The following is a 16,555-nucleotide window of genomic DNA, read 5'->3' on the forward strand; positions in this document are numbered from 1 at the left end:
TAGAAAATGTTTAAAATTAGTCTCCTTATTTGGAAAATTCCGTCAAAGAGACTTCAGAGACGATCTGCATTATAAATAATCAATGCTTTTAATCTTAAAGCAAAATAACAATAACCATGAGGCTTGGAATTCAAAGCTATTCCCTTAGGAAATTAAGTTATGAAAACGCTTTGAAGGCAATATCTGATCTAGGAATCACGTATGTTGAAGCTTTTCCCAGACATCTACCTCCTTCCAATAACACTGAGGCTGTTATAGAGTTACATAAAAAATTTGGAACTAAGTTAGTTGCGCATGGGGTAAATCACTTAAAGAATGATGAGAAAGAGTTAAGAAGTCTCTTCGAATTTGCAAATAAAGTAGGAATTGAAGTTATAACCGCAGATCCAGACGAAGACGCCTTAAATTTAATTAACGATTTAGTTAAGGAATACAACATCAAAGTTGCGATACATAACCACGGCCCTAATCACAGATGGGGATCTTTTAAAAGAATCTACGAATACACTAAAAAACTAGATTACAGAATTGGAATGTGCCTTGATCTAGCTCACTTAGTTAGATACGGAGAAAATCCCATAGATGCAATAGAAACACTTTCCAATAGAATTCATGACATACACATAAAAGATGTGGATAGCAGAGGAAATGACGTAATAGTAGGAACGGGTACTATCAACGTTAAGGGAGTTGTAAATAAAGTTAAGGAGTTAGGATTGAATACACCTTTAATGATAGAATACGAACCAGATCCAGATAACCCCATTAATGGAATAATAAGATCTGTGGAGTTCGTAAAGAAAATCCTTCAATAAATGAGTCTAATTTTACCTTCTTTCACTACGGTATTCACGTCAACACTGAAAGTATTAGGTTTTCTCTTTTCCACAGTTAGCTCCTTCCCGTTTACTATCACTTTATTTAAGGTTCTTTCACTTTCCACTATTGTTAGTCTAGATATGTAAATCTCCTTAGAGAACCTTATTTCTTCACCATTAAAGACAATTTCTACATTATCATATCGCTTTAATGAGCCTTTACCGTAGATTACGAGTTCATCACCTTCTAATGGAATTATGGAGCCTTCTCTCAAATATATCGGTAAATCGTTACTCGATCTTATCACGGTTTTCCCTTTGTAGATCTGTCCAGACCAATAGTCATACCAATTGGAATTTGGCAAAATGACCAATCTGCTTTCCTCTCTAGATATCAGAGGTGCATATAATAAGTACTTACCAACAAGGTATTCATCTTCAATTTTATACGCGTCATCGTCGTCCTGAAATTCATAAAATAGCGGCCTAATTACTGGATGGCCCTTATTGCTAGCCTCTAGCGCTAAAGAGTATAAGTATGGCATGAACTTATATCTTAGCTCAATTATTTGTCTTATCTTTTCCTTGTAGTACTGCGGTAAAAATACTGGTTCAGTGTCTATTCCATCTGTAGCCTTATGAGATCTATAAAATGGAAAGAACAACGCTAAAGCATAATATCTAACTAACAATTCAAACGAATTATCAATTGCTGAGAATCCTCTACCTTGGAATCCTCCTATATCGCACCCAACAAAAGGAACACCAGATATTGACAAGCCGAGAACCAATTGCAATTGTAGTTTTAGGTCGTCCCATGAAGGGGTATTATCTCCAGTCCAGATAAATGCATATCTCTGTATCCCAGAATAACCCGCCCTACTCAATATGAAAACTTCATCTCTTTTGCTCTTTCTAAATCCCTCAAAGGTAGCCATTGCTTCATATAGAGGATAAGCATTTCTTACCTTTTCATGCCTTACTTTTCTACCCTTTAAATGGTGAATAACATCATCTGGAAATACGTGAAGTAATCTATCATCTCTGAACTCTACTGGTAAACTTGATAATACGTTTCTGATTTCAATAATTTTAGAGAAGTCCGTAGGCTCATTCATATCAAGCCAAATTCCATCTACACCTTGTGATAGCCATTCTGAGATTAGATTTGCCCACCATTCTCTAGTATCTTCTCTAAAGAAATCTGGATAAACTGTAGTTCCAGGCCACATCTTACCTACAAATAATTCTCCGCTCTCAAACTCACAATATTTTCCTATACCAGAAATAAAAGGAGAATAATTTTGATCAACCCTTATTCCGTGATCAACTATGGTGATTAGCTTAACGTTGCGTTTATGCAATTCATCAATCATCTTTTTGGGATCTGGGAATCTTTGAGGATGCCAAGTGAATAATTTATATTTATCCATGTAATGTATGTCAAGAAATACTCCAGATACTCTAAATCCCTCTTTTTGCATTAGGTCAACTAATTCCACCACTTTATCTTGAGGATAATAAGAATATCGAGATATCATGTAACCAAAAGCCCACATAGGAGGAAGGAATGGCTTACCAGTTAGCTCAACATACCTCTCTATAACCCTTTCTATAGTTGGTCCTTCAATGACGTATAGTTCAACTGATTCCTCTGGTATTATAATTTTTATCCTATCGTACTCCTCTAAGCCTATATCAAAGATAACCTTAGATGCTGAGTTAATGAAATACCCAGTTGCTGTGCCATTTTTTATTGAAATAAAAAAGGGTATGCTAACGTAAAGAGGATCTTGATACTTTTTATATGCTCCTGCGTCAACATTGTACATAACATATCTCTTCCTCTTTCTATCTAATTCATATGCCTTTTCTCCTAAACCCACTATATGTTCCTTTAGATCTAAGGATTTCTCTATGATCACTCTATCATGCTCTTGTCTAATTATTAAACCTATTTCAGAAACGGTCTTATTTGACTCCCTTAGTTTGTATTCAAATTCTAATGGCGGTAAAGGATCTCCTACTTCTATTTTATAGATACCATTTCCTTCATAAACCTTATGTTCTTGCATTTAGAAGCATATTCTAAGGCAGGTATATAAGCTTTTCCTGCAAAAAGACTCTGGCACAAATAGCTTACTTCTCCCCCAATCTACAACACTTTTAGACTATTTAACCTAACGCTTTAAACCGCAGCAAATTATGAATAACAACCCATGAAAGAATAGTCGTGTGAACTCTTTCCTCACAACTCACTCAGTCCCTTTTGAAATCAAACCCTCACACTTCACTCTCTTAAAATACCCTTGCAAGCCTTTCGTTTCCCTTCTCTCCTTTATCCTCATCCATTTATGTCCTAAGCTCACGATAAAGAACAAGGTAGTCCTCAAGGTTTTTTGAATTCATCAAGGTTCTTTGGGTTAATCTTTTAACCGTTTAAGCAAATGTACAAACGAAAGGGAATTAAAATTTTGTCCAAAAAAGCCCCAGATTCTACGCCCTTAGAGAAAGATCATTAATTTGAACCAACTACACCTAAAGACTCACCATATTTTTGTGAAATGATTTCCTTAAACAAAAACCCTTATTTGAAGAGCATAAATTGCGTATTACTCAAAAAAACAAGCTATATGTCGAAATTACCTTTGTTAATGAAGTAGAGCAAGAATTGATATAGAATTACAAATAAATTATTGTAATTATTTAGTATAATAATCAATTTTCCATATCCATCATAATAATTTGGCTAAAAATAAATCTAGAGAAGTTAATCAATGAATATTGTTAGGAAAAATTATGGGAAAAAAGAAAATATCTTATTTTATCTTCTTCTTAATGCTACAAACGCTACTACAACTATTACAACAATAACTACTACAACTATGCCTACAATAACACCTATGGATAATCCGCTTGATGAGGTAGTAGTGGAAGTTGAAGTAGATATGGGCGTAGTTGAAGTAGAAGTTGTGGTAGTTGTTAAGGGCGTAGTCGTGGAAGTTGAAGTAGTAGAAGTTGAAGTGTTAAGTGGAACTGTTGGTTGTAACATGTTTAGTAGAGATTGAGGGGTTGCAGTAGTTGCTTTTCCATTTATATAGTTCAATAAGTCTTGCCATGCGGTCTGAGTATATTGTATTTCTTGTTGCTGTGTCATACCTGGTGGTCTAGGGGCTATATTAAGTAACATTAACACATTTCCATATATCCAGGGCTCTACGTTCCAAGTGTAGAAGTATTGAGGGGTAGAAAATCCTATGTAATATTGATCCTCATACTCGTATCTAGGATATGCATCGAAGACAACGGGTATCGCAGGTAGATCCTTTATGAGAATAGCAGCCATCTTATTATATATTTGCTTCAAAAGCGTTACATTAGTAGTATCTCCAGCTTGTATCCATAAGTCTATAAATTCTTTAGGTGGAATCCATCTTCCCGGATCAGTATATATAGGCACTCCTATAGTTTGAAGAGCAGTTACGTTTGGCTGATCGGTACCCGGTATAAGAGGAGGAATGAAAGCATATTCCCAAACATAATACGGAGTATAAGCGTTAGTTAGCCAATAAATCAAATCATATTGACCATTATCTTCACTTGCGAACATGTTTGATGGTGTCTCAGATATAACAGAAATTTGTAGACCAATTTGCTGTAAATCTTGAGCAATTAACTCACTAGTAGCGAAAGTATCTGAGAAACCTTGATAATTAATTATAGTAACAGGTGGTAATGGTGTACCGTTGGGAAAACTTAGCTTACCATTAATTATCTTAAGACCATGCGACTCTAGAATTTGAATAGCTTCAGTTAAATTATATTGATCCACTTGATGAGCTTCTTGGATGATAGTTGAATTAAGCCAAATTTGTTCCATAGGTGATGGTAAAAAGTCAGCAGGTGTTGGGGGTGCTCCAGTTGTTATTCCAAACTGAGAACCAATACTGATTTGAGTCCTGTTTAAGGCTAATGATAAGGCATATCTGAACCATGTCTCGTTCCAAGGCCAGTAATTGAGCTTAGCAAAGTTAATCCATAAAAATGAGGGTTGACCTCCAGACCCATTACCTATACTTGCCATTCCGAAATAATATTGAGGATTTGCATAGGCGAATAGCTTGCTGAAAGGTGTAGAACCAGTGCTTCCAGTCCCTCCCCATTGAGCTACTCCCTTAGCTAAATAGCCATATGCTATAGAGTTTGAAACAGCTACATAATATGTGAGCGCAGGTATAAATGGCCTACCTGGTATCCAATAGTAAGGATTTCTATAAAGAACAGCCTCTGTAGCTGTTGCATGAGCTAAATAGTAAGGACCAGTGCCAACGGGTATAGGTATGACCGCAGAAGCGGGATTTGATAAATTAGCATACTGCTCCCAAGGCACTATAAATTGCTCTAGAAGATCATATAACGCATACTGCACATTAGGAGTACCAAAATGAAAATCTACTTCGTACGGATTAATTTCAGTTACTGTTACATTAAATGGATTACCATATACTTCAAAATAATCTTGAAAACTGACCAAAACATCTTTGGCTGTAAAAGGCCACAAAATCTGAACTTGTGAACCATTAGTCCATGTTCCATTGTAATAGAAGTAAACTCCATGCCTCAAATACACGATGAAGTTAGTGTTGTTATCAGTGAATGTCCAATTAGTAGCTAACCATGGATATAATTGACCCGTCATAAAATCAGCATACGCTAAGGGCTCAAATATGAACATGTAAGGTATGTCATCACTTTTCTCACCGATACCGAACACATTCCAATTATTAGGCACTATGGGACCTGATCCGGTAGTCACACCGAAGGGAGGATATGATGAAGCGTAAGAAAAAGTAGGTTGTGGATTAAGTTGTGGTGTCTGAGATTTTGCTACATGACCACTAATATATAGGAAACCAAATGCAGACATTACTAGGAATATTGCAATTATATATCCTATTATATCTTTATATTTATATTTCATCTTCAATTTTACTTCACCTTACTCATTCTGCTACTTACTTTAATAAACTTATATAAAAGGATTTCGCATAGAATTTTCACATTATAGATTCCTTGATTGGTATTATTATATCTTATTATTATTACCATATAGTATAAAGTATAACTCGTTTTCATCGTAAATATAATCGAAATCAATAATAACTCGAACATAGTTATAGTAGTAGTTTTCGTAACTTACTTTACACTTGAGAGTGTCCGAAATGAGAGAAATTCAGTGAATAATTATTTGAAATCTATACCATTAATGAAAAACTGAATAATACTTAAGTTGGGCAAATTGACATCTATGTTAGTCAATTTAACCTCAAATTAAGGTGATAACTCGGAACATAGAGTTAACTTCATATTTTATATTAAAATAAGCCGAATTTTATGCAATCCGGACACTCTCACTTAACAGTTTCTTAGCATCATGAGTAGTTTGTGGATTTTCTGAAAATTGAGGTTATTCTCTCCATCAGGACTACTCATAGAATTATCGTCTAGTTTTCAAATGATACACACACTACATCATGAGGTAAAGAATTCTAAGCAGGCAAGATAACCTCATAACATTAATACTCTCACCTTAACGCAAAAAGAAAGTTTAACAGAATTGGATCAGCCTAACGTAACCCACAATCTCAACACCCCCAACCAAGAGACGATTATCCCCAAATGATAACTTAGACTATATAATCTCCACCTATTTCCTTCACTATCCTCACCAATTCGCCTAGCTGGTCTTGATTACGGTCTCACAATCTAGCCTTGCGACTGGGATCTACCTTTTAAAATACCTTGCTTCACTATCATAGCAATCAGAAACTTTCTTAACACGCCAGCCCTAAATGTGTATCACTGTTTCCTCTAAGTGTTAACTACTACTTCAGCTTCCACAGTTAGCTTCTAACGCTCATTATCCAAATTACTAGTCTAAAAAGCCTTTAGCGGGAGAGAATTTCAACGTCGATTCCAAAAAAGCCCTATCATAGTTAGGCATATAGCATTTTGAAGTGAGAAATATGAAGGTTGATATTGCCTATAATTTAATTTAATATTATTATAATTCGCATGAATCATATATTAAAGTTTTGATTACAAATTATTGGAAGAGAAGTGAGAATATACTAAACTAATTTGTCCGAGGCTCAGTTTAATATAAAAATTTTTATTATAAAGAATATGTTATATGTTAGTGTGAATAAAGAATGGAAAGTGTTCTCGATGTTAGAGAATTAACAGCAGGATACTTCACTCAAAATGGGCTAGTTGTTGCAGTAACCAACGTTAATTTTAATGTAAAGCCTAACGAAATAGTAGCAATAGCCGGAGAATCTGGATGCGGAAAATCTACACTTGCTATGGCAATATATGGCCTATTGAAATATCCTGCTGTTATTTTAAAAGGCCATGTATATTTAAATGGTAAAGATATACTTTCCATGGATAAAGATAAGCTTAGAGAGCTTAGAATGAAGGAGTTTGCGTATATTCCTCAATTTGCTATGGACGCATTGGATCCAGTAACCAAAATAGGAGATCAGATGATAAGGGCAGCGTTAAGTCATGGTGTTAGTGAAAGTGAGGCTCATAAGCTAGTAAAGGAAAAACTAGAGATTGTAGACCTTCCTCCTAATGTTTTAAATATGTACCCTATGGAGCTATCTGGAGGTATGAGACAAAGAGTAGTTATTGCAACTTCAATACTCTTAAATCCCTCCTTGATAATATTAGATGAACCAACTACCGGATTGGATGTTCTCGTCCAATACGAGATATTAAAGGATCTTAAAAAAATACAAAGAAAGTTAGGTATATCACTGCTACTCATATCACATGATCTATCTATGTTGATGATGATAGCTGACAGAGTTGCAATAATGTATGCTGGTGAAATAGTGGAAATATCGCAAAGAGAAGAGCTCCTAAAAAGGCCTTCACATCCCTATACAATGTTACTGTTAAACAGCTTACCCTCTTTAATACAGAGGCGTAAAAGATTGCTGTCCATACCAGGAAATCCACCATTAATGCTATCTAAAGTTCCAATTTCATGTAGATTTTCTGATAGATGTCCATTCGTAATGGAAAGATGTAAAGATTCTCATCCCGCATTAGTAAGTATAGGAGAGGGACATAATGTTAGATGTCTCTTACACCAAGAACGTTATACCGATTTATCAAATCTTTCTCTGCCTCCAGATTACTATGTGGAAGAAGAATATATTGCTGATGATCATGAGCAAGGAAATATAGTAATGAAAATCGAGAATCTGAGTAAAACATATTTTGTTAGGAAAAAATTCGTTTTTACTGAGGCAATAGATGCTGTCAATAACGTTTCTTTTGACTTGAAGAAGTATACGATAACCGCTTTAATAGGTGGAAGTGGACATGGAAAGTCTACTATCGCTAGAATATTAGCTGGATTAGTTCAACAAACATCTGGTAAAATATATTTGCTAGGAGAAGATGTTAGTGAGTATAGGCTTAGGAATTCCATGTGGTATAAAGAAAATGTTCAAATGATATTTCAAGATCCCTACTCTTCACTTGACCCTCGACATAATGTCATGTGGCATATAGAAAGGCCTTTATTAATTCATAAAAAGGTTTCAGATGAAAAACATCTTCAAACTAAAATTAGTGAAATTCTTAAGAGTGTTGGACTGAAACCTCCCGAGAAATATCTATATAAATATCCTCATGAACTTTCTGGTGGAGAAAGACAAAGAGTAGCGATAGCTAGGGCAATAGCAGTTGAACCTAAAGTGTTAATTGCAGATGAGCCAGTATCTATGTTGGACGCGTCGCTACGAGCCGGTATATTAAATTTACTCAAAAGATTTAAGAGTAGCGGAATGAGCATATTGTACATTACACATGATATAGCTACTGTTTCCTATATTGCTGATGAAATAATGGTAATATATAGAGGTAAAATAGTAGAAAAAGGAAAAACTGATGAGGTAATATCAAATCCTTCACATGAATACACAAAACGCTTAATAGAGGCTATACCAGACCCATATAAGACTATATAGAATAGCATAGGAGTCTATAAATGTTAAACCTCTAGAACAACCCCAATGATTTTCACTATGAATTATAGAACACTTACAGCAAAATTTATCTTCTATAGATAATGCTTTTTCTTTTAACCTTATAATATTTTACAGTAATCAATGGATACAAATTACCTTACGTGGGGTTTTCCCAAAAACTTACGTTATTTTTTTACATCCTCTTTACAGTAATAAGAACGCGCTAAACTACGATAGTAGTTTACAAATACCCCACAAAGCAAAGCGGGATATAAATATAACTATTTTAGTTAATATTGGTTAAGAAAAATACTAACGGAAACTAAGAGGAAAATTTATAATAAAACAGGGACGTTATTATTTACTGATAGATATCGCTTAGGATTCTCTTCTTAAGATCTTATTATATCTAATCTCCCAGTTAACCTTGGATTTTTTAGAAATTTCATCCAATCTTCTATATACGTCCTCAGGTAATCTAATATTTACACTTTCAATATTATCTTCTAATTGGTTGAGTTTTGTGACACCTATTATGGGAACTATCGTTACCCCATTAACTTCTTGAACTTTAAAAATCCATGCTAAAGCTAATTGCGAATCCGTTACTCCTAACTCTGTAGCCACTTCATGAAACTCTTTTAAAACTTCAAAATTTTCCTTTGTAAAATATCTGTTTGATATCTCGGGTACATATGTAGCTCTGCTCATATCAGGTATATTAGAAAGGTATTTTCCCGTTAAAACGCCTTGCGCTAGCGGAATATAAGCCATTATTCCTAGGCCATATGTTTTAGCTAATAGGAACTTATCTTTCTCTATATCTCTTTCTAAGAAATTATATGGCTCCTGCATAGCTACAAAGGGTATTTTGAGGTCTCTAGCTAATTTAACCAAATATGGGATATCTTCAGGATCAAAATAACTCTCACCTACATAGTAGACCTTGCCTTGCCTTACTAGGTCATAAAAAGTTTCCATAGTCTCTTCTATTGGGGTTTCAGGATCAGGTCTATGCATTAAATAGATATCGATGTAATCTATGCCTAATCTTTTTAAAGATTCTTTAACCTGCCACATAACATGCTTTCTTGATAAGCCTTGCCCATTAGGATGTAAAGCCATTTTTCCGTAAACCTTAGTCGATATTACAAGAGACTCCCTATCATATCCTTTAATAGCCTCTCCTAGAATTTTCTCAGCTTTCCCAACATGATAAACGTCTGGACCTTGCATAACTCCATGGTAAACGTTAGCAGTGTCAAAGAAATTGATTCCATAATCTATTGCCTTTTTAATAATTTTCTTACTTTCCTCCTCATCCACTTTATATATTCCATAGCTATCTTTCTCATTAGAAGGAGGTAGATGCCAAGTACCTAAACAAAGTTTTGAGACTTTTAGTCCGGTCTTTCCAAATCTTATATATTCCATACATTTTCACCCTTTTTTTAAGTTTTAGTTGAACACTCATTATTCTATGCCTAATAATTTAAAAGCCTTGATGAGAATCCATTTTAGTAGCGTTGCGATTTATTCGGCTTATAATAGACTATTAATGTAAATCAAATTCGTTGTATCAATGCTTTCAAAGGTGACGAATTTCGCCAAGGGATTTGTAGTTACACAAGGCTTGTTATAGTCTATTGCTTTGCAAGATTTAATTAAATTAGGGCTAATTTATAGATTATCATCAATATTATTTACATGTATTATTAAATTATTTCAAAAGCCTCACAAAGCAAAACTCTGTTCCGAAAATACTAGCGAGAAACCTATGTAATTTTTTTATTTAAAATATTAATTGGGCATTACTTCACATATTAACGTCAAAATTTATATACTAAAAATTATATATTATTAGATAGGTTTTGCCATGAAATCAACTTATATCCTTTACAAAGTAGGGATATATATAGCTACTTTCTTCATAATAATAACGGTAAACTTCTTTCTTCCGAGATTAATGCCCGGAAGTGCCTTATCGGTTATAGTATCATTAATAGAAGGTCAAAATGGAGTTTCTGCCACAGCTGGGAATACCGCAGTAGCTCTTGAGGTAAAGCAACTAGAAGCAGCTTTCGGTCTTACGCCTGCGCCTTGGTATGTACAATATTGGCATTATATACAAGGAATCTTCTCATTAAATTTAGGAGCCTCAATAACCTATTATCCTACACCAGTATTGTCTATAATTTTAAGCGGTTTACCCTGGTCATTAGGACTAGTTATAGCTGCAGCAATAGTAGCGTTCTTTCTGGGAAGTTATCTTGGAAGCATAGGGGGTTTTAATAGAAGAACAAAGAAAGATGTAATAGTTGTAATTATCACATCAATTTTAGCTGCATTACCCTCTTTCGTAATTTTAATGTATTTAGAGATGTGGCTATCTGTAGATCATGGAATATTTGCTATAAATTTCCCTAATAATGTTGGCCCAAATCCTAGTTCAGTAGCCGCATTAGCGAGATTCTATACGTTACCTATAGTTGGGCTTATGTTTACTTTATTATCAGGATTTGTATTGGGAATGAGAAACAACATGCTCCATACACTCAGAGATAATTACGTAACCTATGCTGAAATACTCGGATTAGATTCAAGTAAAGTTAGAAAAATTATATACAAAAATTCGTTGCTACCTAACATTACAGCTTTTGCAATAATACTAGGCTTAGCTATAAGTCAAGCTTTAACCATAGAGGGTCTTCTATCTACACCGGGAGTAGGATTTTACTTCGGATTGGCTCTAACCTCTAAGGACCTACCCTTACTCCAAGGAATATTTCTATTTATTGCTATAATGTTAATACTTTCGATAGCCGTAGTAGAATTTGTTTATACCCTCCTAGATCCTAGAGCAAGGGTGAGCGAAAGTGAGTAGAATTAAGAATAGTAAGAATAAATTATTTAAAATAATATTTGGAAATAAATTTATTATAGCAGGTCTCATATTACTCGTAATAGACTTCATAATAGGAATCATAGGACAATTTTGGACTCCATACCCATTAACCGAAACGTTTGCAATCTCTGCTCCACCTTCATTAGCTCATATTTTAGGCACAGATGAATTTGGTCAAGATGTATTATCAGTCATGATGAAATCAACTCTTCCGTCATTGTTAGTAGGAGTGCTGAGTGGAGCTTTAATTGCAATAATTAGTACTTTAATTGGACTACTAGGAGGATATTATGGAGGAAAGATTAGTGGAGTAATAATAGATATTATAACTACCACAACGCTAACTATACCAGGTGTTGTACTATTAGTAGTAATCGAATCTTACTTTAGAGCAGGAAGTGTTAGTATAAATCTTACTTTAAGTTATATTATAGTAATTATAGGGCTAGCTATAACTAGTTGGGCCTTTGGCGCTAAGCAAATAAGAGCACAAGTTTTATCAATCTCTAAAAGGGATTATATAGTTGCATCAAGATTAATTGGCGAAAAAAGCTGGAGGATAATATTCGAGCAGATATTTCCATCAATTCTACCATTATCTATAGCTCAATTCTTGTTTGGCGTATTGTACGGAATCCTATCACTAATTACTGCTGAATATTGGGGAGTATTGCCTGCAAACATAAATAATTTAGGTACTATGCTATTCTACATTGCGTCAAATGCTGCCTACTTAAGCAATCAATGGTGGTGGATTTTAGGCGCAATAATTCCCATTATAATATTGGGTTCTGGTTTAGGATTAATAAACATAGGTATAGATGAGTTTATAGATCCTAGATTAAAAGAAGTTAGACCGACTGTAGTCCCAGAAAAAATAATTATTCCAATTGAACAAGGACTTACTGAAATACCAGTAATACAGGCTATAAGGCAAGGATACAAATAAACTCAAGAGATCTTTAACATAGTTTCTTAAATTACATTATTTTTAAATTATTCAAATATTTCTTATATAGCAATTTTCAATTGCTTAAGACTTAATGAATGAAAATTTGTATGATGAAAATTAATTCGTTGAGATTTCAGTGAAGAAATACAATATATAATCACGTCATAGGAAAAAGTTACTTATATAAATGTTTTTTATATATTGATAACTGAAGATAGTTGAGACTCAAGAATGGGGATATAATAGTTTTTGCAGGAGATAGTATAACGGATAGTGGAAAAACAAATAACGCTCCTTTAGGATATGGATACGTTAATCTATTCTATAACCTTTTACTGGTAAAATATCCAGAATTAAAAGTAAGCATAATAAATGCAGGTATAAGTGGAAATACGGTCGTTGACCTTTTAGATAGATGGGAGGATGATATCCTAAGTTATAAACCGAATTGGATATCAATCTTAATTGGCATAAATGACCTTTACAGAACTTTGGGTGGGGAGACCATTTTCAACCCTAACAATTACTACGTAAACTTAAAGCGTATATTATCCTACACTAGAGAAGTATTAGAGGATAACGTCAAATTCATCCTCATGACGCCATTTTACATTAGTAGAAGTAAACTAAAAGATACTTTTAGGGCTAAAGTTCTGGACTTATTGCCACAATACGTTGAAAAAGTTAAACTATTATCAAGTGAATTTTCAGCCATTTATATAGATCTTTATGAGACGTTCAAGAGGATAGCCGAAATGAGAGAACCGAATACTTACGCACCAGAACCAGTTCACCCTAATTTCACCGGTCATTTAGTAATAGCAATGAAATTAATTAATGCAATAGAATCTATTGATTAGAAGTCCCAAATTATGATAGGTATCATTAATAGTTTTTATTATAACATAAGCAAAGAATAATTTAACACTGAGTAATGATGAGGTGAGTTTAGATCGTTTCTGCTTCCAGAAAGTTATTGTCTAATATCTCTTGACGTCTAATAATCTAGATAAGGGCCTATGTAAAGATTTTTTCGTAGTTATTAGTTAGATCATTATGTAATCTCCTAGAACTTATTATGAAAATTGATATTATCCCTAAGGCTGATATAACTGTAAACTGGATCTAAACTTTACTATCTATCTCTATAGGTTTGAGCCTCTATTTAAATCCACAATTAACGTTAATCAAAGATTTATATATTAACGTAAGATTAGCCTAAAAATTTTATAATATATCGTTTAGTATATCAATTTATTTTCATTTACTTGTGGATTCATAGATAAGATTTTTAAAAATTATTCAGTTTTAGTAACTACATTATCGAGTCTTAACAACATATATCATTCCTTAACCACTTCTTTACTTTATGGAGTGCCTTCAAAACTTAAGTTAATTGTTACATTCTCTTTATAGTAACGACAACATGGCAACCTATGATGATTCGTAAATGCACCAAGACACCACTTTCTCTGAGAATTGAACCTTGTTACGTTGGCATCATTACACTCACTCACTTCCTTAGTAATTTAAAATCAATCACTATAACTATCCTAAGGAACCCAGTTAAGTTATTTAACTTAGCTGTAAATTAAACTTTATAAACTTTATAGTATAAGTGAAAAATGTGAGTTACAGTTATCTCAATGTAGTTGTAAGGCATGACGACTGTTGGTCAAAGTTTACTTCTTACAATTATATTGACACTCTTGTGAATGTGGAATATTCTAATTTTGATTTGCTTAAGGCAACTAGGGTAGCTATAGTAAGAGGTAGTAAAATTGATGGTAAATCTCAAATTAAAAGCGCATTAAATAAGGATAGGAGCATAGTAGATTTTGAAATTTCTCATCTATGGAGCAATAGTAAGTATTCTTTCTACCTAATATCAATGTTGCAAGAATCTGAAAAGACTATGATAAATAAATTCAAAAATAAAAATGTATTAATAGTTAATTCTAATATAAAAGATGGTAAAGAAGTTTATGATGTGATTATGCCCAGGGATTTCAAGCATATGATTTCGGAAACACTTAAAGATGATAATAAGATAAATGTAGTGGATTTTAACTTAGATGACAAGATAGATGAGGCAAGGATTTTCAGAATAATATCCAGAAATTCAATAAGCATGCTACTTACTGAAAAAGAACAATTGTTAATGAAAAAAGCGAGAGAGATAGGATACTTCAACACTCCTAGGGAGAAGAATTCGCAAGAACTTGCAGAAGAGCTTGGTGTTAGTAAGATGAACATTTCCCTTTCTCTAAGAAATATACTCAAAAAAATCTCTAACTTGATATAGTTTTTTAAAAAACAATATCCTCTAACTCAGCATTTGGTGGAGCATATTTGCCAAATATGGTTAGAATTGCACCTAAATATACTGGTATAGCCCCCAATAATATATAGGTTAATGAAAACCCTATACTTTCTATTACTGGACCGAAAATTAAACTACCTATTATCCACGCAAAGTCATTTAGACCTACCTGCCAGCTATCCGCCGTACCTCTAGCTCTAGTAGGATAAGTTTCTGCAATATATACCCACCAGGTTCCATTCCAAGATAATACTAGTGGAAAGTAAAGGATGGTAGCTATCATTGTTTCTAAGAATCCGTTCGATAATGCAAAAAAGATAACGGATGACCCACCTAATAACCCTATTATCACACTACCCCATTTTCTTGATATTCTCTGGCCTATATGCCCCATAATTCCATAGCCAAAATATGCTAGTGCAGTCGCTATGAGCAAAGTGGGGAATACGGCACTTACTGGGAAATGTTTATATTGTATTAACACCGTAGATGTAAAGAAAAATAATGCAGGCGTAGCAAGCTCATGAGCTATTTCAGCAAAGGTTGTAATTATAGTATGCTTTTTAAGCTTAGGATCAGTAAACATTTGTTTGTACGGAAACCTGGCTACCTGATTTAAGTCAACCTTATACTTTTTAATAATCTCTTCTGCTTCTTTGACCTTACCTTCTTTCATAAGTTTTCTAGCAAGTAAAGTATATTTAGACCTTTCTGGTTCTCTTACCCATATTCTCATAATCAATACTACAATAATTGGCACAATACCTACGAGAAATGCGTATCTCCATGCAACTAATGGATTTTTAATAAAGTTAAAAACTAGGGCAGTAACACCTATTGCAACAAAATAACCTAATGGAAAACCTCCTTGAACCCATCCATACATACTTCCCCTATGTTTAGCAGGAAATTCCTCGTTAGCTATCGTAATACCCGTAGGAAATTCGACATAAGAAAAACCATCTGCTAGAACCCTAACTATTAGCAGCTGAATGAAGTTCTGCACTAGTACAGTAAATCCGGTAAATAGGGCTGTAAGTAAAAGGCTTATCTGCCACACTGTTTTTCTCCCATACATATCTAGTATAGGCCCTATCAGCCACACTACTGCAGTTGCTCCGGCGAAAATTGCTGATGTTAGTATTGATACTTGAACTAGCGTAAGGTGTAGGGACTGCTCTATAAATGGCAAATTGAACGAATATAAATTTAGATCGAATGAGGCCATAGTCCAGCCCAGTAATGCCACCGCAAATATGAACCATTGATAACGCGTTATTTTTACTTTCTCATTTCGACTTCTATTATTTATATCATTATTTTTTTTAGTCTTCTCATTTTCATCATCCATTGCTATCACTTAATAAATTAATAAACTAAAAATCAGTTTTATTCCCTTTACTTTACTTGTATCAAAAATAACCAGCTCACTAAACTTTTAAATTAGGCTGACTATTAAACTATGTAAATAGATAATTGTTAATATTTTGTCCTTGTTAAAGATAAAGT

At 33.8% G+C, this 16,555-nt stretch carries 10 protein-coding genes; 6 read left to right on the forward strand and 4 right to left on the reverse strand.

The annotated features are described in order from the left end of the window. Positions 1-116 precede the first annotated feature (116 nt). Complete coding sequence (locus tag V6M85_RS08935; RefSeq protein WP_338598954.1) at positions 117-815, forward strand: sugar phosphate isomerase/epimerase; 699 nt, start codon at positions 117-119, stop codon at positions 813-815. On the opposite strand, the gene malA is transcribed toward V6M85_RS08935, so the two are convergent. Continuing rightward, the gene (gene malA, locus V6M85_RS08940; protein ID WP_338598956.1) at positions 809-2,893 is read right to left on the reverse strand and encodes an alpha-glucosidase MalA; all 2,085 of its coding nucleotides are present in this window, start codon (positions 2,891-2,893) and stop codon (positions 809-811) included. The two genes, V6M85_RS08935 and malA, sit on opposite strands and share 7 nt — an antisense overlap. Positions 2,894-3,642: 749 nt before the next feature. Next, a complete protein-coding gene (locus V6M85_RS08945; protein ID WP_338598958.1) occupies positions 3,643-5,799 on the reverse strand; it encodes an ABC transporter substrate-binding protein in 2,157 nt (718 codons plus the stop codon). A gap of 1,231 nt (positions 5,800-7,030) precedes the next feature. Between V6M85_RS08945 and V6M85_RS08950 the strand changes: the two genes are divergently transcribed. Further along, the gene (locus V6M85_RS08950; protein WP_338598962.1) at positions 7,031-8,866 is read left to right on the forward strand and encodes an ABC transporter ATP-binding protein; all 1,836 of its coding nucleotides are present in this window, start codon (positions 7,031-7,033) and stop codon (positions 8,864-8,866) included. A 378-nt stretch (positions 8,867-9,244) separates the two neighbouring features. Here the strand turns inward: V6M85_RS08950 and V6M85_RS08955 are convergent, their stop codons facing one another. Next, entirely contained in the window at positions 9,245-10,300 is a 1,056-nt protein-coding gene (locus V6M85_RS08955; RefSeq protein WP_338598965.1) for an aldo/keto reductase, read from the reverse strand. Positions 10,301-10,781: 481 nt separating this feature from the next. Between V6M85_RS08955 and V6M85_RS08960 the strand changes: the two genes are divergently transcribed. The 4 genes from V6M85_RS08960 to V6M85_RS08975 all read left to right on the forward strand — a co-directional run bounded on the left by V6M85_RS08960 (position 10,782) and on the right by V6M85_RS08975 (position 15,028). Then, positions 10,782-11,750, forward strand: coding sequence for an ABC transporter permease (locus tag V6M85_RS08960; protein ID WP_338604711.1), 969 nt, complete (start codon positions 10,782-10,784; stop codon positions 11,748-11,750). 1 nt (position 11,751) lies between these two features. Then, complete coding sequence (locus V6M85_RS08965; protein WP_338604713.1) at positions 11,752-12,720, forward strand: ABC transporter permease; 969 nt, start codon at positions 11,752-11,754, stop codon at positions 12,718-12,720. Between the two features lie 221 nt (positions 12,721-12,941). Further along, positions 12,942-13,583, forward strand: coding sequence for an SGNH/GDSL hydrolase family protein (locus tag V6M85_RS08970; RefSeq protein ID WP_338598968.1), 642 nt, complete (start codon positions 12,942-12,944; stop codon positions 13,581-13,583). A gap of 767 nt (positions 13,584-14,350) precedes the next feature. Further along, on the forward strand, positions 14,351-15,028 hold the full coding sequence (locus V6M85_RS08975) for a helix-turn-helix domain-containing protein (protein WP_338598970.1): 678 nt from the start codon (positions 14,351-14,353) through the stop codon (positions 15,026-15,028). Between the two features lie 4 nt (positions 15,029-15,032). Here V6M85_RS08975 and V6M85_RS08980 read toward each other — a convergent pair whose 3' ends face one another. Next, positions 15,033-16,397: an MFS transporter gene (locus tag V6M85_RS08980; RefSeq protein WP_338598972.1), complete on the reverse strand. Its 1,365-nt coding sequence runs from the start codon at positions 16,395-16,397 to the stop codon at positions 15,033-15,035. Positions 16,398-16,555 lie beyond the last annotated feature (158 nt).

Origin of the sequence: Sulfolobus tengchongensis (assembly GCF_036967215.1) — an archaeon.
GTDB classification, from domain to species: Archaea; Thermoproteota; Thermoprotei_A; order Sulfolobales; family Sulfolobaceae; genus Saccharolobus; species Saccharolobus tengchongensis_A.